The 20,571-nt window shown below is 45.3% G+C and carries 17 protein-coding genes; 2 read left to right on the forward strand and 15 right to left on the reverse strand.

Annotation, left to right across the window (positions count from 1 at the left end; translation table 11 throughout):
- Positions 1–131: 131 nt before the first annotated feature.
- Entirely contained in the window at positions 132–536 is a 405-nt protein-coding gene (locus OJ16_RS11935) for a DUF2061 domain-containing protein (protein ID WP_040990937.1), read from the forward strand.
- Between the two features lie 74 nt (positions 537–610).
- On the opposite strand, the gene OJ16_RS11940 is transcribed toward OJ16_RS11935, so the two are convergent.
- Together OJ16_RS11940 and rraB are read right to left on the reverse strand one after the other, a co-directional pair.
- Positions 611–1,414 (reverse strand): glycosyl hydrolase 2 galactose-binding domain-containing protein, encoded by an 804-nt coding sequence (locus OJ16_RS11940; protein ID WP_040990939.1) that lies wholly within the window; start codon positions 1,412–1,414, stop codon positions 611–613.
- A gap of 126 nt (positions 1,415–1,540) precedes the next feature.
- A complete protein-coding gene (gene rraB, locus OJ16_RS11945) occupies positions 1,541–1,960 on the reverse strand; it encodes a ribonuclease E inhibitor RraB (protein ID WP_040990942.1) in 420 nt (139 codons plus the stop codon).
- Positions 1,961–2,537: 577 nt separating this feature from the next.
- Here rraB and arcA point away from each other — a divergent pair.
- A complete protein-coding gene (gene arcA, locus OJ16_RS11950; protein WP_040990944.1) occupies positions 2,538–3,758 on the forward strand; it encodes an arginine deiminase in 1,221 nt (406 codons plus the stop codon).
- Between the two features lie 139 nt (positions 3,759–3,897).
- On the opposite strand, the gene tldD is transcribed toward arcA, so the two are convergent.
- The 13 genes from tldD to OJ16_RS12015 all read right to left on the reverse strand — a co-directional run bounded on the left by tldD (position 3,898) and on the right by OJ16_RS12015 (position 20,453).
- Positions 3,898–5,343 (reverse strand): metalloprotease TldD, encoded by a 1,446-nt coding sequence (tldD, locus tag OJ16_RS11955; protein ID WP_040990947.1) that lies wholly within the window; start codon positions 5,341–5,343, stop codon positions 3,898–3,900.
- Between the two features lie 9 nt (positions 5,344–5,352).
- On the reverse strand, positions 5,353–6,171 hold the full coding sequence (locus OJ16_RS11960; RefSeq protein WP_040990949.1) for a carbon-nitrogen hydrolase family protein: 819 nt from the start codon (positions 6,169–6,171) through the stop codon (positions 5,353–5,355).
- A gap of 11 nt (positions 6,172–6,182) precedes the next feature.
- Positions 6,183–10,058, reverse strand: a complete 3,876-nt coding sequence (locus OJ16_RS11965; RefSeq protein ID WP_040990951.1) for a YhdP family protein — start codon at positions 10,056–10,058, stop codon at positions 6,183–6,185.
- A gap of 10 nt (positions 10,059–10,068) precedes the next feature.
- A complete protein-coding gene (rng, locus tag OJ16_RS11970) occupies positions 10,069–11,538 on the reverse strand; it encodes a ribonuclease G (protein WP_040990952.1) in 1,470 nt (489 codons plus the stop codon).
- A gap of 19 nt (positions 11,539–11,557) precedes the next feature.
- Entirely contained in the window at positions 11,558–12,118 is a 561-nt protein-coding gene (locus OJ16_RS11975; RefSeq protein ID WP_040990954.1) for a Maf family protein, read from the reverse strand.
- 3 nt (positions 12,119–12,121) lie between these two features.
- Positions 12,122–12,610, reverse strand: a complete 489-nt coding sequence (gene mreD, locus OJ16_RS11980) for a rod shape-determining protein MreD (protein WP_040990956.1) — start codon at positions 12,608–12,610, stop codon at positions 12,122–12,124.
- Positions 12,600–13,487 carry a rod shape-determining protein MreC gene (mreC, locus tag OJ16_RS11985; protein WP_040990958.1) on the reverse strand — a complete coding sequence of 296 codons (888 nt, stop codon included), beginning with the start codon at positions 13,485–13,487 and terminating at the stop codon, positions 12,600–12,602. The genes mreD and mreC overlap by 11 nt, the downstream gene beginning before the upstream one ends.
- A gap of 59 nt (positions 13,488–13,546) precedes the next feature.
- Entirely contained in the window at positions 13,547–14,590 is a 1,044-nt protein-coding gene (locus tag OJ16_RS11990) for a rod shape-determining protein (RefSeq protein WP_040990960.1), read from the reverse strand.
- Positions 14,591–14,741: 151 nt separating this feature from the next.
- Positions 14,742–18,236, reverse strand: coding sequence for a DUF6701 domain-containing protein (locus tag OJ16_RS19615; protein ID WP_052811645.1), 3,495 nt, complete (start codon positions 18,234–18,236; stop codon positions 14,742–14,744).
- Complete coding sequence (locus OJ16_RS12000; RefSeq protein WP_040990962.1) at positions 18,229–18,687, reverse strand: hypothetical protein; 459 nt, start codon at positions 18,685–18,687, stop codon at positions 18,229–18,231. Before OJ16_RS12000 ends, OJ16_RS19615 begins: the two co-directional genes overlap by 8 nt.
- On the reverse strand, positions 18,677–19,429 hold the full coding sequence (locus OJ16_RS12005) for a PilW family protein (RefSeq protein ID WP_040990965.1): 753 nt from the start codon (positions 19,427–19,429) through the stop codon (positions 18,677–18,679). Before OJ16_RS12005 ends, OJ16_RS12000 begins: the two co-directional genes overlap by 11 nt.
- A complete protein-coding gene (locus OJ16_RS12010) occupies positions 19,429–19,986 on the reverse strand; it encodes a type II secretion system protein (RefSeq protein ID WP_040990966.1) in 558 nt (185 codons plus the stop codon). Before OJ16_RS12010 ends, OJ16_RS12005 begins: the two co-directional genes overlap by 1 nt.
- Positions 19,986–20,453 carry a prepilin-type N-terminal cleavage/methylation domain-containing protein gene (locus tag OJ16_RS12015; protein ID WP_040990968.1) on the reverse strand — a complete coding sequence of 156 codons (468 nt, stop codon included), beginning with the start codon at positions 20,451–20,453 and terminating at the stop codon, positions 19,986–19,988. The genes OJ16_RS12010 and OJ16_RS12015 overlap by 1 nt, the downstream gene beginning before the upstream one ends.
- Between the last annotated feature and the right edge of the window lie 118 nt (positions 20,454–20,571).

Below are 20,571 nucleotides of genomic sequence, written 5' to 3' on the forward strand. Positions count from 1 at the left end.
GCAAACGATAAAGGCACTCATACGGAGTGCCTTTATCGGTTTTAACTATCAATAAACTAGATATAAGCGATTTTTCTTTATTCATTATCTGGCTAATAATGACCCCATCATTGAAACCTAAGCTGATAATTATGAAAAAGACTCTAACCTTTGCCTCAATTCACTTTACCATCGCATTTACTGTCGCCTATCTACTGACTGGTGATATTTTGATTGGTAGTTTGATTGCAATGATAGAACCCAGCGTCAACACCGTCGCTTTCTATTTTCATGAATTGGTTTGGCAGAAATCACCCGCACTACAACGTTTAGCGCAATCGGCTAAAGTCAAAACCACCAGCTTTGCGGTTATTCACTTTAGTGTCGCTTTTAGTGTTGTGTACATCTTAACGGGTGATGCCTTTGTCGGCGGTGTTATGGCGACCATTGAGCCAACCATCAACACCTGTGCTTATTACTTCCATGAAAAAGTATGGTTACGCAAACAAGCACAAAACCGAATGTCATCAGCGCAACCTTGGGCGTGTGCTCACTAAGTAATACGCGACTAACATTAATGCGCCGCTAACAGTAATGCGCCGCATAGCGGCAGTCTCGTCTGACGCTTAAGTTAAATCGGATAATGCTGCACGCAAAGGGCTTCACACAACCCAACATCAAAACGTTGGGTTTGGCCATCAAGGCTGACTTCCAATTGATAGAAATAGTCGTCTGCCGATTGAATTGAATCGTTGTATATCGGCGCTTCAATTTGAAATAAGGCGGATGTGTGATTATTTCGCACATCGATAGGAAGCAAATAAGTCATACCATTAAATTTTACTGACGCCGACACTAACCCTGCCGCATAAGTTTTATAGTAGAGGTTGACCAAAAATTCACAGCCACCACCATGATGCCAAATTTGCTCCGTACTAATATGCTCTAAACGCACATGACGAATAAATTGCAGGTATGGCGCTTGCCATACACCGATTCGATCATCTTGTTTTTGGTGGTTTTTTTGATCAAGAGGGCAAACTGACTCTAACGGTTCTTCCTCTAAAAGAAGATCGTCATCTTGCTCAAGAAAAAGGATTTCAAATCGATTACGACCCAATTGCAGATAAGAACGAATGTCTCGTTTATAGCTCGCTTGTGTGCCATCACAATCAAAAACGGCAACACCATTAACCCGTACTTCCGCGTAGTAATCCACCCCAGCAATCACAAGATCAATAGCCGGAAAAGCCAGCATTGCCTCATCGACGTCTATATCGTGCATTAAATGCCACTCTTGCTCTGCGATCGACTGCTCTGACAAGGTGTCAGGTAAAATATGGCTAAGAGGATTCGGGAAAATAAGGTCGTCTTGTGGAATGGATAAGTCCGTTAATGGCGAGAGTTGCCATAGACCTGCGAGAGATAATTCCATGTCATATAAACTTGCGCTAGATCAAATTAGCTCAAAGTATAATGAATAGTCTCAGAGATAGAAACAAAAATACCAGCGCTATGGCTGGTATTTTTATACGTGAAGGCAATCACTTACGAAGAAAAATTACTCTTCGTCGTCCTCTTCGTCTTCATCAGGGTAAAGCGCGTCTTCACCCTCGTAGTAAGTACCCCAGCCATCGTAAATAATGTCAAACTTTTCAGCTAGGTGAACAAGCTTAAACACTTGCTCGTCGATCGCTTCAGGGTTCAAAACAGATTGCATCGTCGCATCACAACAAAGCAGCTTTTTGCCATCTTCGTCTTCTGTTTCTTCAGCTTCTAATACTTCAAAGCCCATTTTGAATGCTTCAACAACCGCTTTCTCAAGGGTTTCAAAGTCTTCAGCAAATAGATGGTGCTCAATGTCATATAGCGCATCTGGATCACTGCCATCTTCAAGCAATGCTTGGATAATATCGCGAGTCTCTTCCTTTTGAATCTCGATTAACTCTTCTACCGATAGATATTCATCTTCATGAGACATAATTGTGCTCCAGCGTGTGATAACAGTAATGATGATTTGTCGCGACGAAATATCGCATGGATCCAAGAAAAATACCACCCAGAAACAGGGCTAGTCACCATTTTTCTCTGCATTTAAAGCGTGTTTCTAACCAAAGGTTACCGAAAAAATCGCCGCTTTCTAAGCCAAGTGAAGAAGAAACAAAATCAGCACAAAGTTTCAAACATCAAAACATCCCACCGAGCACTTAATCTGCCTGCTTATCGGCATTTAGTGCATAGCTTTTAAATAAAAGACCGCACAAATCGAATCACCAAAAAACGCAGCATATTTCAGCCACCTCATTTTCCAACCGAATGCTTTCTGACTCACTCGCAATGTGGCAATACTCAAGCCGCAAACTGAGATGAATAATAACGCACATTAAACTCTGTCGTCGTTTACGAACACATCAGTGTTGTATGCTAAAAATGTCGTCAATAGAAAGCATATCCGCTTAATTTTTGACAAAATATCCGCATTTAGCATTAATCACAGACTTGCATCTTCTTCGTAACATTGTCATAAATAGAGGAGGAATTTGATGTAAGGATACAAAATGAGTAAGTTGTATGTGGGCTCAGAAGTTGGTCAACTCCGACGAGTATTGCTCAATCGCCCAGAGCGAGCGCTCTCCCACCTCACACCATCTAATTGCCATGAACTGCTCTTTGACGACGTATTAGCCGTGGAAGAAGCAGGAAATGAGCATGATATATTTGCAAGCACATTACGAAAACAAGATGTGGAAGTGTTGCTTCTGCATGATCTTTTGGTGGAAACCTTAGCGGTTCCAGAAGCGCGCGAATGGCTATTGGCGACACAAATTTCTGATTTCCGTTATGGTCCGCTGTTCGCACGAGATTTTCGCCACTACTTAAGCGAAATGGATAATGAACACCTCGCCTCGATCTTACTCGGTGGCCTCGCCTATTCTGAGTTGCCCTTTAAATCGGCCTCGATTTTGCCCAAATTGCACCGCTCTCTTGATTTTGCCATTGAGCCGCTGCCCAATCATCTCTTCACTCGTGATACCTCTTGCTGGATTTACGGCGGCGTATCATTGAACCCGATGATGATGCCAGCACGCCAGCGAGAAACGAACCACCTACGAGCAATCTATCATTGGCATCCGGTCTTTGCTGGGCAAGATTTTATTAAGTATTTTGGTGATGAAGATCTGCATTATGACAATGCCAACATTGAAGGCGGAGACGTTTTAGTCATTGGTAAAGGTGCGGTCTTAATTGGTATGTCTGAAAGAACCACAGCCCAAGGGGTTGAAAATCTAGCCGCACAATTATTTTTGCACCAACAAGCAAAGCAAGTCATTGTGGTTGAGCTGCCAAAAAGCCGCTCTTGCATGCACCTCGATACCGTCATGACCCATATGGATGTGGATACCTTTTCCATGTATCCCGAAGTGATGCGCAAAGATTTGAATACCTGGGTTTTAACCCCTGAAGGTGATGGACAAGTCCATATAGAAGCCGCGGTCAATTTGATCGCTGCGATTGAAAATGCACTAGGGTTGTCGGCACTTAAAATCATTACCACAGGGGGCGACAGCTATGAAGCAGAGCGAGAGCAGTGGAATGATGCCAATAATGTACTGACCGTGAAACCGGGGGTTGTGATTGGCTACGAGCGAAACGTCTACACCAATGAAAAATATGATAAAGCCGGGATCACTGTGTTGCCGATCCCAGGCAACGAATTAGGACGTGGACGTGGCGGCGCGCGCTGCATGAGTTGCCCGATTGAGCGCGACGATATTTAACTCTCAAAAGCACGACACTGATAAGATCCGCCACGATATCAAATAATCCTTTGATTATTCGATGTTTAAAAAAATAAAGCCGCGAATTCGCGGCTTTATTTTTAATCATGCTGATCAAGCATATCGTGAGTTAAACGGTTTACTCCGTACCACCCACAGTGATTGAATCTAGCTTCAGCGTTGGCTGACCAACACCGACAGGGACACTTTGACCGGCTTTACCACAAACACCAACACCACGGTCAATACTCAAATCATTGCCGACCATCGATACTTGCTGCATCGCTTCAAGACCAGAACCAATCAAGGTTGCCCCTTTCACTGGGCGAGTGATCTTACCGTTTTCAATTAAGTAAGCTTCTGATGTTGAGAACACAAACTTGCCAGAGGTGATATCAACTTGGCCACCACCAAAGTTCGGTGCATAAAGGCCTTTCTTCACCGTTGAGATGATCTCTTCTGGTGTGTGTTGTCCCGGCAGCATGTAAGTGTTCGTCATGCGTGGCATCGGAAGATGCGCGTAAGATTCGCGACGACCGTTTCCGGTTGGTGCCACGCCCATCAAGCGTGCATTCAGCTTATCTTGCATGTAGCCTTTCAGTACGCCATTTTCAATCAACGTATTGTATTGACCCGCCACACCTTCATCATCGACGTTTAACGATCCACGAAGATCTTTTAATGTGCCATCATCGACAATCGTACACAGCTTCGACGTTACTTGCTGGCCAACCTTGCCACTAAAGACCGACGATTCTTTACGGTTAAAATCACCTTCTAAACCATGCCCAACCGCTTCATGCAGTAACACGCCCGGCCAGCCTGAACCCAGTACCACCGGCATTGTGCCAGCAGGCGCGGCATCCGCTTCTAAATTCACTAGCGCCATGCGAATCGCTTCATCCGCGTATTGATATGCCACGTTTTGGCCTTCAATACTCGTTAAAAAGTAATCGTAATTAAATCGACCACCACCGCCTGAACTGCCACGTTCACGACGATCGCCTTTCTGGGCTAATACGGTAATCGATAAGCGCACGAGTGGACGTACATCGCCCGCATAAGTGCCGTCTGTTGCCGCCACCAGCATTTGCTCGTGCACGCCACTTAAGCTAATCGATACTTCGTCAATCAGAGGTTCTTTGGTACGAATATAGGCATCTAATTCTTTTAGCAGTGCCGTTTTTTTCTCTTTTTCCCAACAATTTAGTGGGTTATCAGCCGCGTAATATGCTTGATTATCAAAACGCTTGAACGCTTGAACTTTGCCATTTTGGCCTTGTTGAGCAATACCGCGGGCAGCAATGGCACTTTGCTTCAAACCATCAAGTTGAATTTGGTCAGAATAAGCAAAACCGGTTTTTTCACCCGTAATCGCTCGAACACCTAAGCCACAATCAATATTGAACGAACCATCTTTAATAATGCTGTCTTCCAACACCAAAGATTCATGCCAACTAGACTGAAAGTAGATGTCAGCGTAGTCAATTTGACGAGTGGCAATACTCTCTAAAGTGCTCGCGATGTCGTGCTCTGTTAGACCACCGGGTTTGAGTAACGCATCTTCTACGTGATTAATTGTCATATTTCGCTCTTAATTTTTGATTTGATTAGTAAAGCGGCTATGGTCCATCACCGGCATGGCCGCTCTAATCTCATGTACTGCTTGTAAGTCCAGCTCAACTAATAAATTACCTGGCGCATCATCAAGGCTGGCAAAAACTTCACCCCATGGTGAAACCACCATCGAATGCCCCCACGTTTGTCGACCGCCTTCGTGAACGCCCGTCTGATTAACCGCCACCAGCCACGATTGCGTTTCAATCGCGCGCGCCGTCAATAACGGTTGCCAATGCACTCGTCCTGTCACGGCAGTGAAGGCCGCTGGTACCACAATCACGTTAGCACCACGTTTCGCTAATTCACTAAATAACTGCGGGAAACGAACATCATAACAAATCGTCAGGCCAAGATGGGCAAAAGGTGTTTCAACGCTCACCACTTTGCTTCCTGCCATAAAAGTCGCGGACTCACGATAACGTTGATGACTGTCGGCGACATCGACATCAAACATGTGCAGCTTATCGTAATGGGCCACCAATTGGCCGTCTGAGTTATAAACCAATAATGTTGTCGTGACCCCTTCGCCACAGCGAATAGGCATACTACCAACCACAACCCACACACCATACCGGCTTGCTATCTTGGCTAGGCTGGATTGAATCGGGCCTTGATTGAGATGCTCAGCGTAGTAGTGGTAATCGCGACGAGAACCAAAGACTAAGGCATTTTCAGGCATTACGACCCAAGTTGCCCCTTCAGCGGCAAGCGCAGCAATTTGCTGTTCAATATAGGCCAGATTCAGTTGAGGATCTGGCCCTGAAGTCATTTGTATTAAACCGACTCTATCCATGAGTCCTCCTTTTATTTCACAGCATCGCGCAATTTATTGGGTAACTTAAACTCCCCTTTACTGCGGGATAATTCTTTCACGACCGGAGCATCGAGTGGCCCTTTCACCTCGTAGTCAACTTGAGTAAACACTTCGACAACAGGCGCAATCACCGTCGTTATCGCCAGCACATAAAGGGCGGTTTGCGGCGTCACGGCGAAGGCAGTTAACACCGGAATGCCGGAGGTAATGTCAGGCACAAAATTCACTTCAGCATCAACGGTGTGATCATTGAGGTTCGCGAGCCCTTTAATGCTCATATCACCGGCGATCGCATCCATCTTGATATCATTAGTCAAGAAAATGCCATTTTTAATCTCACCACTACCGGTAATCGAATTAAAGGCCATGCCTTCATCAAAGACGTCGCTGAAATCCAGCTGCATTTTCCGAATAATCGAATCAAGGCTAAACAAGCCCAGCAGCTTTGCTGCGCCGCTCACATCCGAGATCACCCCTTTACCGAGCTTAGACTGCACATTCCCCGATAACGAACTGACTTTCATCGACCAGGGTGCGCCATCCCATTGTAAATCGGCATCAATATCATAAGGGGCTTTTTGAATGCCCGATGAAATACCAAAGCGCTCCATGACTTCGCTGTTGTTGTCACCCGACACCGCAATATCAAATTGAGTATGGCTCTTTTCATCCGCCAGTCGCCATGTCCCCTTCATATTCACTTTACTGCTGCCGCTCACCAAGGAGACTTGCTTCCATTCGAGGACATCACCTTGGCGTTGAAGATCCATATTCGCTTGACCCAATTTGTAGCCTTGAATCCATAAATCATCGATCGCCAGCGTAATACTCGGTACTTTCTGATGAAAACTTCGATCAAACTCAGAAATCAGAGGCGCCGTTTGGTCTTCCGCTTCAAATAAACTCTTTCCTTTAAAAGCCTCTTCTTCAAGCATAGGTACAAATACGTGCAAACGCTCTAGTTTGACTGATAAATCATAAGGTTCAATGTAGCTTGCTTGACCTTTCGCCTCTTGGCTTGAAAGCGTCATCGACCAGCCAAGATCTTTTTGCTTGGCGCTAAATGAGACCTCGTTCCAATCGATACTTGCCAATTTGAGCTCATCAACGTCAATGTCAATCCGCTGCGGGCTTGGGATTTTGGGCGTATTGAGATCGGCCAGCATTGAACGGGCAGGCTGATCGCTTGAAGGCGTGAGATATGACAACCACTCATCTAAATCAAATTGATGTGCACGAATGTTTAATTGGTGCCCCACAATTGGACTTATCTTAAAACTGCCTTTGCCCAAGACCATATTTGACGCCGTCAATACGGGCGTTTTTGGTCGAATATCAATTTCCGTTTGATACTTAAAATCCGGTAATTGCAGACGAGCGGTAATGGACTGTTGATTACCCGATGCTTGTAGATGCGCCTTACCTTGTGCACCAACCTGATGGTTAAGTGGATAAGGGTAAGTGCTCGCTAACATTTGCAAATCAGCCGTGGCATCAACCTGATAAGTAAACCCAACGTCATTAAGCTGAATATCGACACTGGTATTCCACGGTAAATGCCCCGTGACAGGAGCTAACCATTGCTGACCAACATAAGGCTCGAGTGGCTTAACCTCCCAATCCCCTAATACATCGATACCGACCAAGTATCCGCTGCCTTCACTTTCGCCGTTAAAATCAACCGACACCGCTTGATTCAGTAAGACCGCCGATAAGCCCGCCGCGGTCACAACGTCATTATCAAATTCAATTCGACCAGACACCGATTCTAATTGCATCGGTGGCGTATCAATCGTCACGTGGTTATTGCTCAGCTCAGCGTAACCCCATGCCCGTGTATCAAAGTCAGCAAAAGGGATTCGCAGCTGAAACTCAGACGTCACCATGCCGTCAACTTGAACGGTGGTCAGCGCCGCGCCCACAGAATCAACTAATGGCGATGCCATCATGTAATCGCGTACCGCATTGCCTTGACCATTGGCCACCGCTTCAATCTCGATATGGCCATTTTCTGCCAAGTCAGGAATGCGCCCCGTAATACGCGTGGCGTTCACGCCCATCAACTTGGCACTTTTGGAATCGAGATGCATCGCCTCATTTTGAAACAAGAGATCCAATTGCAAATCCGTGACGGCTGGCCAACCGGTATCAAAACTGAATTTGCCCTGCTCAAGGCCAACAAAGACTTGGAACATACCGTCATTATTTTGATACGGGAACTGAGCAAGCTCACCGTACCAAAGCAATTTAGCTGTTTTTGCTTTGCCACCTTGTACCGCTGTTGAAAGATAATCGGTTAACTCATCGCCCAGGGCGGGGACGGGTAAATAACGCCATGTTTCACCCGCATTAAAAACATCGGCTTCAGCATAAAAAGATAAGAACGGGCTTTTTCCTGTGGGGAAATCAAGCCTAAACGCACCCAATACTTGCAAATCTGGCGTGGTGGCCGTGACTTTGTCTGCCCATAAGCGCCAACCTTGATCGCCAAGGTTCTGCCAAACCAGATCAATCTCACCTTGCTTAACATTAAGCGGAGCTTGGAAAACCTCGTCATAGGGCATGACATCATCAATCACGCGTATTTGGGCCTGCGCTTGATGATAGTTACCACTCACATTCGCTTCTAAGTGATTCATTCCCGGCAGCAGTTGCCACTGCTTCAACGCGCCATTGGTTAATCTCGCCGAGTAACGCAGCGACGCTAAATCCTTCGCCATAGACACTCGAATATCATCAAGATCACCGCTTGGGCTGAGTTTGTCTAAGACTTGGGTTAATGCGCTCGAGTCAGGGGCTAATTTAGCCAGTGGCGTGACGGCGGCAAGATTCAAGTGAGAAACATTCAGACGCCATTTGTCCGCTTGCCAATTGAAGGCAATGTCCAATTCAGGCCAAGAGGTATCGTCAGTTCTCAATTGAAGTGAGTGAGCATTTACTTGCCAGCCATCACCACTTGGTTGAAGCTGGAAAACACCCGATTCAAACATTAAGTCGTGGCGTGAGCCTTCTTGCCAGACTAATTCGGAAGGCAGTATTTCAACATAGGCGTTAACCGGTTTGCTACGATTGAGCGTTAACCAGCTATTAAAGCTAATTTGTCCCTTTTCAATCCCCGTTTCATGCTGCAAATAATGCGTCAGCCACGGCGTGACCACAATGTGCTCAGCAGAAAGGTAGAGCTCGCCACTCACATCAAGCAGTGATCCGTGATCAACAAAATTGGCTTTGATATCAAGTGAGTTTAATTGCGTTTCCGCAATGGTTATCTCACCTTCAGCCATATGATGGCGGCCATTGTTTTTCCAATGCAGATTCTTGATATCAAGTTGGCGCTCTTCACCACTCACCGCCATGAATAAGACGGTTGAGTTTTCTAAGGCAAACTCATCCAACTGTCTAAGCAGCAACTTATCTAGCTGCTCGATAACACTTTTTTGTTCTGCTTTGGGTTGTAATTGGGGATCTTGTTCGGTATTCACCCACTGTATTGCGCGCACGTCGAGTTTGAGATCGTGGATATTCAAATCCGCAATAACCGGTTCGAGTTGGAGCAAGGATTGGAACAGATCAAATTCTAATTCAACGGTTTGAGCGGAAAACTCAATACCACTGCCTTGAGGTGTGTTGGCTCTTACATTTGATAGCGATATGGAAGGATGGGTATTGCGCCAAAAACCGCTGATGTTGCCAATCTCAAAATCAAGTCCACTGTCTTGGTTTACCCAAGCTTGGATCTCGCCTTGAAAATGGTTCAATTTCGGTAAGGCAATTCGCAGTGCGGTCACCGCGATGGCTAACATCACCATCGCCGTAACACACACCCAAAGTAATATCTGTATTACACGATTAACGGTTTTACTCACAATCTTCCCGCTACATCATCACAACATCAAACTGCTCTTGAATATAGAGCGGCTCAGCTTGTATTTTCACTTGCTTACCAATAAAGACTTCAAGCTCAGCCAGAGCGTGTGACTCTTCACCTTGTAATGTTTCAGCCACAAATGGCGATGCATAAACCACGAATTTATCCGCATCATACGCACGGTTAACACGAGTTACTTCACGCAGAATTTCATAACAAACAGATTCCACCGTCTTCACGCTACCACGACCTTCACAAGTCGGGCACGTTGAACACAAAACGTGCTCAATACTCTCGCGCGTTCGTTTGCGTGTCATTTCCACCAAGCCAAGGTTGGTAAAACCATTAATGTTGGTTTTTACGCGGTCTTCGCTCAATGCATTTTCCAATGAAACCAGCACTCGCTTACGGTGCTCTTCCGACAACATATCGATAAAGTCGATGATGATGATGCCGCCTAAATTGCGTAAACGCAGCTGACGAGCAATGGCTTGCGTAGCTTCAACGTTGGTATTGAAAATCGTTTCTTCAAGATTACGACGACCGACAAATGCCCCCGTATTGATATCAACGGTGGTCATCGCTTCGGTTTGATCAATGATCAGATAGCCGCCCGATTTCAGCTCCACTTTACGATCGAGTGAACGCTGAATTTCGTTCTCTGTATCGTACATATCAAAGATCGGCTTATCGCCTTCATACAGGTCGAGCTTTTCCGTTAACTCTGGAACGTATTCAGACGTAAATTCTTTCAGGTTTTCAAATTCAAGACGTGAATCGACCATGATTTTGGTTAAATCCGTCCCAACAAAATCACGTAAAATACGCTGAGAAAGCCCGAGCTCACCATATAAGGTTGAACGGGTTTTGTATTTGCTGCGACGCTCTTTCACCTTCGACCAAAGACGCTTAAGAAACGCGGCATCTTGTGCCAATTCTTTTTCATCAGAGCCTTCGGCAGCAGTACGGATAATAAAACCGCCATCTTCATCACAATAGTGAGCGACCACTCGCTTCAAACGCTCGCGTTCTTTCTCACTTTCAATGCGTTGTGATACGCCGACGTGACTTGCACCCGGCATAAAGACAAGATAACGCGATGGCAAAGTGATGTCCGTCGTCAGGCGGGCGCCCTTTGTGCCCAGCGGATCTTTAACCACCTGCACGACGATATCTTGGCCTTGGCGTACCAATTCTGAAATATCACGTACTTGGAACTGCTTCTTCTCATTCTCCGCCACACATTCGGTGTGAGGAACAATATCAGAGGCATGTAAAAACGCCGCCTTGTCTAGACCGATGTCGACAAAAGCGGCTTGCATCCCAGGTAAAACTCGACTGACTTTACCTTTGTATATATTGCCTACAATGCCACGCTTTGCTTCTCGCTCAACGTGAACCTCTTGTAAGACTCCCCCTTCGATCATCGCTACGCGTGTCTCGCTAGGAGTCACGTTGATCAACAACTCTGCACTCATGAGCGCACCTCAATGTAAATTATAAAAATTTGTGCAAGAGCTGGTCGGTTTCAAAAAGAGGCAGGCCAACTACGGCGTGATAATTGCCTTCAATTCGAGTAACAAATCGTCCTCCAAGTCCTTGGATTGCATAACTGCCCGCTTTATCGCATGGTTCGCCCGTTTGCCAATATTGTTCAATTTCTAGTTCGGACAACGGCTTAAACCATACGTCAGTCGTCACAACGACCGTCTCTTGCTGCTGTTTAGTTGCTACCGTCACGGCGGTCATCACTTGATGCGCTCGTCCCGATAACTGTAATAACATTTGTTTGGCATGCGCTAGATCCGCTGGTTTTTCCAACACATTTTGATCGCACACCACGATGGTATCTGAACCAATGACCACCGAATCATCGGCCGCAAGTGCCACGCCTGCCATGGCTTTATCATGAGATAAACGCGATACATATTGCTGCGCATCTTCATGGCTCTGGCGCTGCTCTTCAACATCAGTGCAAAGCACGGTAAAAGAATAGCCCAGTTGGCTAAGTAACTCTTTGCGCCTTGGCGAACCAGAGGCTAAAACTAATGGTTTCATTGCTTACCTTACATGCCAATGGCGTCTAACTCGACGCATTAACAAAAACATCCACGGCCATAAAATGCAGTTGATGGCGCCCGTCCACAATGAGGTTGGATTGAACGTGACATCTTGAATTAAATACTCACCGAAGAAAATCATCACATCCAATGCAATAGAAAGTAAGCCGATCACCAAGGCTTGCTGCCATAACGCCATATTACGGATGACTAAAAAGTTTAATGCGATCAGGTAAATCAATATCGACATCATCATGCCACGAATACCCAATGTGGAACCGAGCAGCAAATCCCAAAGTAAACCTAAGATCAATGCCGTTCCCACATTAACACGATGCGGCAAAGCTAAAACCCAATAGCAGGTAATTAATAATAACCATGATGGACGCAACATATCGAGTACACCAGGCCATGGAATGGTCTGCAATGTTAAAGCGATAATGAAGGAAGCCATGATCACCATCTTGGCTTTAAATGGACTACTCGCCATTATTGCTTGCCTCTATCATGTTGTTTGGATCCGCTTGCTGTACTTTTTCTTGACGAGAATCGCTTGGCCAAATAAGCAGTAGATAACGTAAACGTTCAAAATCAACCACCGGGTCCGCTTCAATAAGAGCAAACTCCCTGTGGCTATCTCGATCAACATTATCAATATAAGCAACAGGATAACCTTCGGGGTATACACCACCAAGACCTGACGTAACGATCAAGTCCCCTTTTTGAATATCGGTACTGATAGGAATGTGATCCAAATGAATGGTATCCACTTTGCTGTTACCAGAGGCAATAACACGAATATCATTACGGATAACTTGCACAGGAATGGCGCTATTGGAATCGGTCAGTAACAATACGCGGCTATTGTGGGCAGAAACAAACGTGACTTGGCCAACAATGCCTTTTTCATTCGCGACGGGTTGCCCGACATAAACGCCATCAATCAAACCTTTATCGACGACGACCTGATGACGATAAGGAGACGTATCCACCGCCATCACTTCCGCGACCATTTTACGCTCGTCGCGTATAAATGATGAGCCAAGCAGTTTGCGTAAACGTTGGTTTTCTTCGCGGTACTGATCGACCAGCAGCATATCGTTTTTAAGGCGTAACACTTCACGCTTTAACACGCGGTTACTTTCTATCGCGCCTTGGCGAGTATTGAAGCGTTCGTAGAACCCATCAAACATCACTCGTGGAACATCCGCCATATACTGGATAGGAGCTACAACACTGTTCAACAGGTAGCGCACTTGTGCAAAAGCACCTAAACGACTATCAGCCAGCATAAGGCTGGCTGATAAAATCACGGCGAAAAATAAGCGTAATTGAAGTGAAGGTCCTCGGCCAAAAATAGGCTTCATTAATTCTGAGTTCCTTTAATCTTTCTTATTTTGCCCAAGCGACGCTTGGGCATTGATAATTACTCTTCGCTAAACAGATCGCCACCATGCATGTCGATCATTTCCAATGCTTTACCGCCGCCACGCGCAACACACGTCAGTGGATCTTCTGCGATAACAACTGGAATGCCCGTCTCTTCGGTTAATAGACGATCGATGTCTTTCAGTAGCGCACCGCCACCAGTCATCACCATACCGTTTTCAGAAATATCTGAAGCCAGTTCCGGCGGACATTGCTCAAGAGCAACCATCACCGCAGAAACGATACCCGTTAGCGGCTCTTGTAGTGCTTCTAGAATTTCATTTGAATTTAGGCTAAAGCTACGCGGTACACCTTCTGCAAGGTTACGGCCACGTACTTCAATCTCTAGCACTTCATCGCCAGGGTAAGCTGAACCGATTTCGTGTTTGATCTTTTCAGCCGTTGCTTCACCAATCAAGCTGCCGTAGTTACGACGAACATAATTGATGATTGCTTCATCAAAACGGTCACCGCCAATACGAACAGAAGACGAGTAAACCACACCGTTCAACGAAATAACCGCGACTTCAGTCGTACCACCACCGATATCGACGACCATTGAACCCGTTGGTTCAGAAACACGTAGGCCCGCACCAATTGCTGCCGCCATTGGCTCATCAATTAGATACACTTCACGCGCACCAGCACCAAGGGCTGATTCACGAATCGCGCGACGCTCAACTTGCGTTGAACCACAAGGCACACACACTAAAACGCGTGGGCTTGGCTTTAAAACGCTGTTGTCATGCACTTGCTTGATAAAGTGCTGAAGCATTTTTTCCGTCACATAGAAATCAGCAATTACGCCATCTTTCATAGGACGAATCGCAGAAATATTGCCCGGTGTACGGCCTAGCATCTGTTTTGCTGCATGACCTACAGCAGCAACACTTTTGCCAGCACGGTTACGATCTTGTCGGATTGCTACGACAGAAGGCTCATCAAGAACAATACCTTGTCCTTTTACATAAATAAGGGTGTTGGCTGTACCTAAATCGATTGAAAGGTCATTCGAAAAAATGCCACGAAGTTTTTTGAACATATTCTTCGTTCGTCCTGAAAGAATTAGAAGATAGAAATTGTTTTAAATGTACCAATGCCTCGCCATCACAGCAAGGCATTGTCTAATAAAGATGGAGTGAAATCCGCAATTTCTAACAGTTTCCTTACTTAACGCAGAGAATTGACAAACATTACAGACCGGTTAACCCAGGTTCACCACGGAATATGATCTTATCATGGCCGCGATAGATCCCGAATGTCGCCACCGTAGAAGGATCTTCATCCCCTTCGTTTCGCCAATTGTATTGTAACCAAGGTTGGGCAAGGCCATAACCACCACATACCACATCGTCCAATCGCGTTTGAGGTGAACGATGGCCATTTTCATTCACGTCATCCATGCGCAGCCAAAAACGCACCTGCTCCCGCAGTGTGTGATTTCCACTATCCGCCAAAACCTGCAATCCTGTAAATTCGCCCTTCTCGACGTGAGGCATCGGTAATTGACTCGCGCCACTCAGTTTGGAATTGGATTCAGCCCCTTCATCCCACACCGTTTGACGACACACATAATCATCGAGTGAACTCAGTTGAGAGCGGTCGTCATCCGTATTCTTAACAAAGTGGCTGCCATTCCAATACTCCACACGTAATGGCACATTCAAATGACTGCCTGATGGCCCCCCTGAACTGCCTAACGCCATACGGCCATATTTTAATTTAGGTTGATAAGGAAACGCTTGTTCCAATACCGTCTCGTCTTCATCAAAGGAGACGGGATCATGGCCGGATATACGCAAGCCAAAATCCGTTTTTGTGGACTGAGGATCGGTAATCATCTCAAGATTAAACGGGCCATTTTCTTGACTGGTGATGGTTGAACCGCTCACCGTTTGTTGGCGAGATACGCTGGCGTTTTTATCACTGAGTCGCCAATAAGAATACGTTGATTCTGCCCCCCAACCACCCAATTCGGTCTCTAAATTCATCGGGTTATTGATCGCGCTGCCCGTCTTACGCAAAACAAACTTAGCTTTCAATGACTCATCAAAAAGATGATAGTTTTTCACCGGCACTACGCTATCAAAGGCATACGCGCCCACCATAATTTTCGTGTCATCGAAATTCTGGCTAAGGTAGGTAACATCATTTTGATTATCAGGCGCCGTCCATGTTGACTCGCTGATGGCGAAATAACTTGGGTAGAATCGACCTATCCTTTGAGCATCTCGGTCAAGTTTCATATTGAGATAAGTCGCATCACTTTTAAACACGATTGTTCCCACCTCATCCCAAGTGTGGGTAAGCGTTAATGTCGAATCCTCTGGCGAAAAATTAGGCGGCGTATTTGGCGTCACAGAACCGGTCGTTGACGGCTTGGGGTAAGCGACGTGATAACTCAAATCCAATGGGCCATTATCCAATCCGTAATTCTCCGTCAGTGGGAAAAGGCATTCATTAGAGGTAGAACCTTTCGAATCTGGATGAACAATGGGCTGATAAGTGACCGAAAATTCGCGACCTGATGCCATAAACCCTCTATTCACCGATGTGGTGGCTGGGTTTTTATTTGACGGCTTAGCCGTTTCAACCACATTACAAATCGCCAATTTATAAGGACGAGAATTCACGCTAAATTCGCCTTTAAGCGCCCCCCCTTCAACTGGGCAATGCACATCATCAGTATCAATACACTCAAAGTCCTTATCTTCAACGACGACGGTAATTTGACCTGACTCCATAAAGGTAAAATCGGCGCTTCGGTTCGTATCATCAAGATGGGCTGAAAATTTCAAATCGCTCGCATCAGGAGGCGTCACTGGCGATAGATAAGAAAAGCTCGCTTGTGGACTTCCCGTGTAACCAAGTGTAATTAACTGGCTTTGACCATTGCTATCGCTGCTGCATGCTTTTACCGCAATATCGACTTTGTTGTGCTGCCCTGCCACTATGTTTTGGTCTGCCACTTCAAATTTATAAGGGACGTATTTAATCGTTTCATTCGCGGTCAAAGGCCCACCGCTTGACACCGGTAACGATGCGGTGAGTTCATACGCGCCTAGACTGCTCATGTCTTTTTTAGTGACTTTATATTTTGCAATGCCGCCCGACTCAGAAAGAAATTTAATTTCTAAATTATTACCTGACGTCTCTTTTAAGGTTGGCGTTTTGCCGGGGACATATTGACCATCAGAATCATAAACATGCACTTCCACTGTGTTTTCAGGGGAGGATTCACAGGTCAAATGATAATTAAACGGTTTAATGACGATGCGACTTACGTCCGGTTCAGGGGGAAGCGTAAAACATTGGCTCTGGCCGACAATTCGGACATTCTTTGTCTTCATTGATAGTTTATTCGTCGTCACCGAACCAAATATCGTCATGTTATTTTCAATTGTTAGACTGTCTGCAAGTATAAGCCCATTGTAATCTCCATTAACCCCTTGAAAGTAAATATCAGCCTCTGGTGCGTAAATAATAAAATCATCCGTTAATGATGGGTTTATTAATTCAACCGACGTAGAGAAAACTATGGCATCCTTGACTTTCCAAGTGACGTTCCTTCCAATTTCTAATTGCGAATTTTTACCACCATAAATACTTTTAAACGTATACACTCCTGGATTATTAAATACAGAACGAACATATTGATCCATACTGTAATCACCAATAACCCTGCCATACACACCCGGTTGAGATGTAAAATCAACAACTACATTAGTACTAGTATTTCCTGATACACTCAATGACCCGAGATCGGACTTTATTGTCACGTATACTGTTTCTTTGCCATGTCCGTTGTTTTTTTTATATGAATGACAGTATTTTCCGGAATTATTTTTGGGACATACTTCCTCAAAATTCCAAGTCCCAAGAACCAACTCTACACTTCCGAAAGTTGGTTGCAAATATATTGGCTTTTCGATACGGTCAGCGCTTGCATTACATTGACCACTTTCGCAAGATTTATCATTCTTACCATCAATATAACTTATGCTCCCAAAATCAATATCTAGCATGCCCGTATCTGTATTCAAATGTTCATCCAGGTAATATTCACTCCACCCACCGATGAAGAAAGGATATTGACCAGATGAAGGCGTTGGATTACCAAATGTGACTTTACTGTCTTTCTTCCAACTCTGCGCGGGTTGAGGGAAATATCGGCATAATTCTAAGTTGTCGCGAAAACAACTGCCTGACGAAATGCAATAGTCATTTGAATTATGAAACTCATTACCGATGAGATTGAGTTTTAAGTGTGGCGAGCGCTTACTAACACCGGTTACTTTAGATAAATTGAAACCATCGATTTCTTTCATCAACAAGCCATCGACATAGTAAACAATCCTACCGACAATATCTTGCCCTCTCGACTTTGAGTTTGCAGAAAACTTAACTTGAAAGGTTCTTTCTTTTCTTTCACTGATATACTCATCTTCATAAACAGCAGGAGAATATCTTTTGTAGTCAATATCATCCGTCCAGAGCGGATAATATTTGCTTTTTTCAAGTCGTACTCGGTTTGTTCCATCGGAATCAATTTTAAAAGTAAAACAAAAACCGTCATAAGCATTGACCGATGTGCCGGCAATAAGACACTGTGAGGCCAAAGACTGATTAGGCTGAAAATATAAAAGACTAATCAACAGTATTGAAAAGATGCGAATGTATTTAGTCATTATTTAATTCTCTCACCCAAATCTCTTCAGCTCGTTCAACAAGGCTCTTGCCTGACCCACAATTTACTCTTGCCGTCAGTCTAAAATAATTCATATCCGCCAGTGTTCCTAGGCTCTCGCAGCTGTTTTCGACCAGCCTGCAGTTGGGTATTTCGCTAAACACGGTGCCACTAATAAAGCTTGGGGTTGGCATTACGGTCACACACGTTCCTTTGATGTTCGTGACAGAATCTAATGGATATAACACTGTTAACGACGATTCATTTACCGATTGCGCAAGAAACCATGCCTGCGTGCCGAGTACATCTTTCGTGTAACCATCGGCATTCGACCATTGAATACGACTTAATAGACTGGCGAGAAACCCCATCACCACCAAGACAAAAACAATGGCAATATACAAACTGCCATGTTGATCACGCCGCGTCCGAAAAGAGTGACTATGGGACATTGAGCACCTGTATATCGTGTTGGAAATGAGTTGATTCACCATTTTGCGTGAACGCGAGATCGACATGCACAACGCCACTGTGCTGGACACTTGCGGGTGTATAGCGAATATTGCCACTCACAGAGACAGAACGACGATCCGTCAAAGGCATTAGAACGGGGGCGACGCTTTCATTCCCTTCTCCTCTAACGACTCGCCCATCAAGAATGCAATACGAAATTCGTCGATTAGAATCGGTAATGTAGTGACGGTTAATCACCGACCCGCCAACTAATTTTGAGCTTTGGTTCGGCAATAAAAATACCGCTTCTGACGGGGACGGTTGAGTCACAATCGTCATCGGGAAACTGTTGTTTAAATCGGCCAGTGTTTCATCTGAGGCGAGCGTTCGCGTGGGGTTAATCAATAACCGCTTAGTGTTTAAATCGCTCGTATTCGTCGTACTATTACCAACAATAAAGCTAATATCGCTACCGGAAACGGCATAAAACCCAGACTCAACAATCGGGTAAAACGAAATACAATTCTGCTGATCGACAAAAATATTAGGCACTGCGTGGCGTACTTCACGTGTCATTTTTTCTAAAATGAATTTGGCTTGAGTTTGCATCCGTTGCCTATCGACGCTATCGGCATACCCCTTCATACCGAGCTCAATGAAGCCTGCGATGCCCAACACTAAAATACTGCTCACCAACATGGTGAGAACCATTTCAATGAGAGTGAAGCCACGCTGTTTCATCAATAATTTCCTTTATAGGCAATCAACTCTATCGGTGCCTGATTGCTCGCCTTCACGATCAGTGTGACTTTTTTGATCATTTGCTTTGAAGTGCTGAGATGATAAGTCACGTCGATATCGGCTTGAAAGTTATGGTAGGCACTGTCTTCTCCTGATGAGATCAATGCATACAAATCATTGTCACAGTTTTTATTGGGCGCCGAAGCCCAGCAACCAATAAAATCATCCACGTCATTGAACGTTGCGGGCACTTCCCCCTTATCCGGCCCTAGCGGGAACTCGGCCCCCGATAGACCGCTACAGATAGGCGAACCCGCGTTGCCATCAAGAGTACAACGTACGCCTCCACCAACGACCGCATTTTGTTGGTCAAAAGAGCGGGCTAATATTTGTGTCATTAAGCTCTGACCCAGTGATTTCACGCGAGATTGATAGTGAGGATCAGCCGACTGGCTGATTTGAGGCACCAGAAAGTGGGTCATTGTCAGCATCACAAAGGCCATGACGACCATCACGATAATACTTTCGATTAAGGTAAAACCACGCGGCGCTTTCATTAATAACATTCCGAAGAAGAGATCAAACCGTTAGGGCAAATGGATAGTTGCGTTTGGCTATTGGTCCCATGAACCGTAATGGCCACACCAGCGCTCGCCGCCCCTAATGGACTGCCGAGTAAATCAAACTCAATGATATTCAGATTTGGCTTCGCGCTAAAGCGAACGCCCTCCTCCATCACCCAATCGCTACGGCTGTCACTCGGGGTATCGCAGGAGGCTTTTGAGCCAAAACACGTCGGGGAGATAGAGAGAATAACGTCGTCGGTCAACGTTTGGGTATTCGATTGCATTCGATTTAACTGGATTTGGCGCGCAATGGAAATAACCGAGTCTTGAATGGCGAATGCCGTAAAGCTGCCTACGCCGATGTAACGGCTAGCCGCATATGCAGAGATAATGGCCAACAGGATGATCACCACGATCAATTCGACCAAGGTAAACCCCAATGTATTGCGAGCTTTCATATCACCTTCGCCACTTAAAAATTAACTTTTGTAGTATATCGGCAAGCATCGAGCAATGCAGTGATTTTAAAGGAGATTTGAGAGAGGGATAAAAAAGGCCAGCTAATGCTGGCCTTTT

Source organism: Vibrio renipiscarius (genome assembly GCF_000827885.1).
Taxonomy (GTDB): domain Bacteria; phylum Pseudomonadota; class Gammaproteobacteria; order Enterobacterales; family Vibrionaceae; genus Vibrio; species Vibrio renipiscarius.

Coding starts and splice junctions, on each gene's coding strand:
- OJ16_RS11935 (WP_040990937.1), top strand. CDS start 132: ATGAAAAAGACTCTAACCTTTGCCTCAATTCACTTTACCATCGCATTT.
- OJ16_RS11940 (WP_040990939.1), bottom strand. CDS start 1,414: ATGGAATTATCTCTCGCAGGTCTATGGCAACTCTCGCCATTAACGGAC.
- rraB (WP_040990942.1), bottom strand. CDS start 1,960: ATGTCTCATGAAGATGAATATCTATCGGTAGAAGAGTTAATCGAGATT.
- arcA (WP_040990944.1), top strand. CDS start 2,538: ATGAGTAAGTTGTATGTGGGCTCAGAAGTTGGTCAACTCCGACGAGTA.
- tldD (WP_040990947.1), bottom strand. CDS start 5,343: ATGACAATTAATCACGTAGAAGATGCGTTACTCAAACCCGGTGGTCTA.
- OJ16_RS11960 (WP_040990949.1), bottom strand. CDS start 6,171: ATGGATAGAGTCGGTTTAATACAAATGACTTCAGGGCCAGATCCTCAA.
- rng (WP_040990952.1), bottom strand. CDS start 11,538: ATGAGTGCAGAGTTGTTGATCAACGTGACTCCTAGCGAGACACGCGTA.
- OJ16_RS11975 (WP_040990954.1), bottom strand. CDS start 12,118: ATGAAACCATTAGTTTTAGCCTCTGGTTCGCCAAGGCGCAAAGAGTTA.
- mreD (WP_040990956.1), bottom strand. CDS start 12,610: ATGGCGAGTAGTCCATTTAAAGCCAAGATGGTGATCATGGCTTCCTTC.
- mreC (WP_040990958.1), bottom strand. CDS start 13,487: ATGAAGCCTATTTTTGGCCGAGGACCTTCACTTCAATTACGCTTATTT.
- OJ16_RS11990 (WP_040990960.1), bottom strand. CDS start 14,590: ATGTTCAAAAAACTTCGTGGCATTTTTTCGAATGACCTTTCAATCGAT.
- OJ16_RS19615 (WP_052811645.1), bottom strand. CDS start 18,236: ATGACTAAATACATTCGCATCTTTTCAATACTGTTGATTAGTCTTTTA.
- OJ16_RS12000 (WP_040990962.1), bottom strand. CDS start 18,687: ATGTCCCATAGTCACTCTTTTCGGACGCGGCGTGATCAACATGGCAGT.
- OJ16_RS12005 (WP_040990965.1), bottom strand. CDS start 19,429: ATGAAACAGCGTGGCTTCACTCTCATTGAAATGGTTCTCACCATGTTG.
- OJ16_RS12010 (WP_040990966.1), bottom strand. CDS start 19,986: ATGAAAGCGCCGCGTGGTTTTACCTTAATCGAAAGTATTATCGTGATG.
- OJ16_RS12015 (WP_040990968.1), bottom strand. CDS start 20,453: ATGAAAGCTCGCAATACATTGGGGTTTACCTTGGTCGAATTGATCGTG.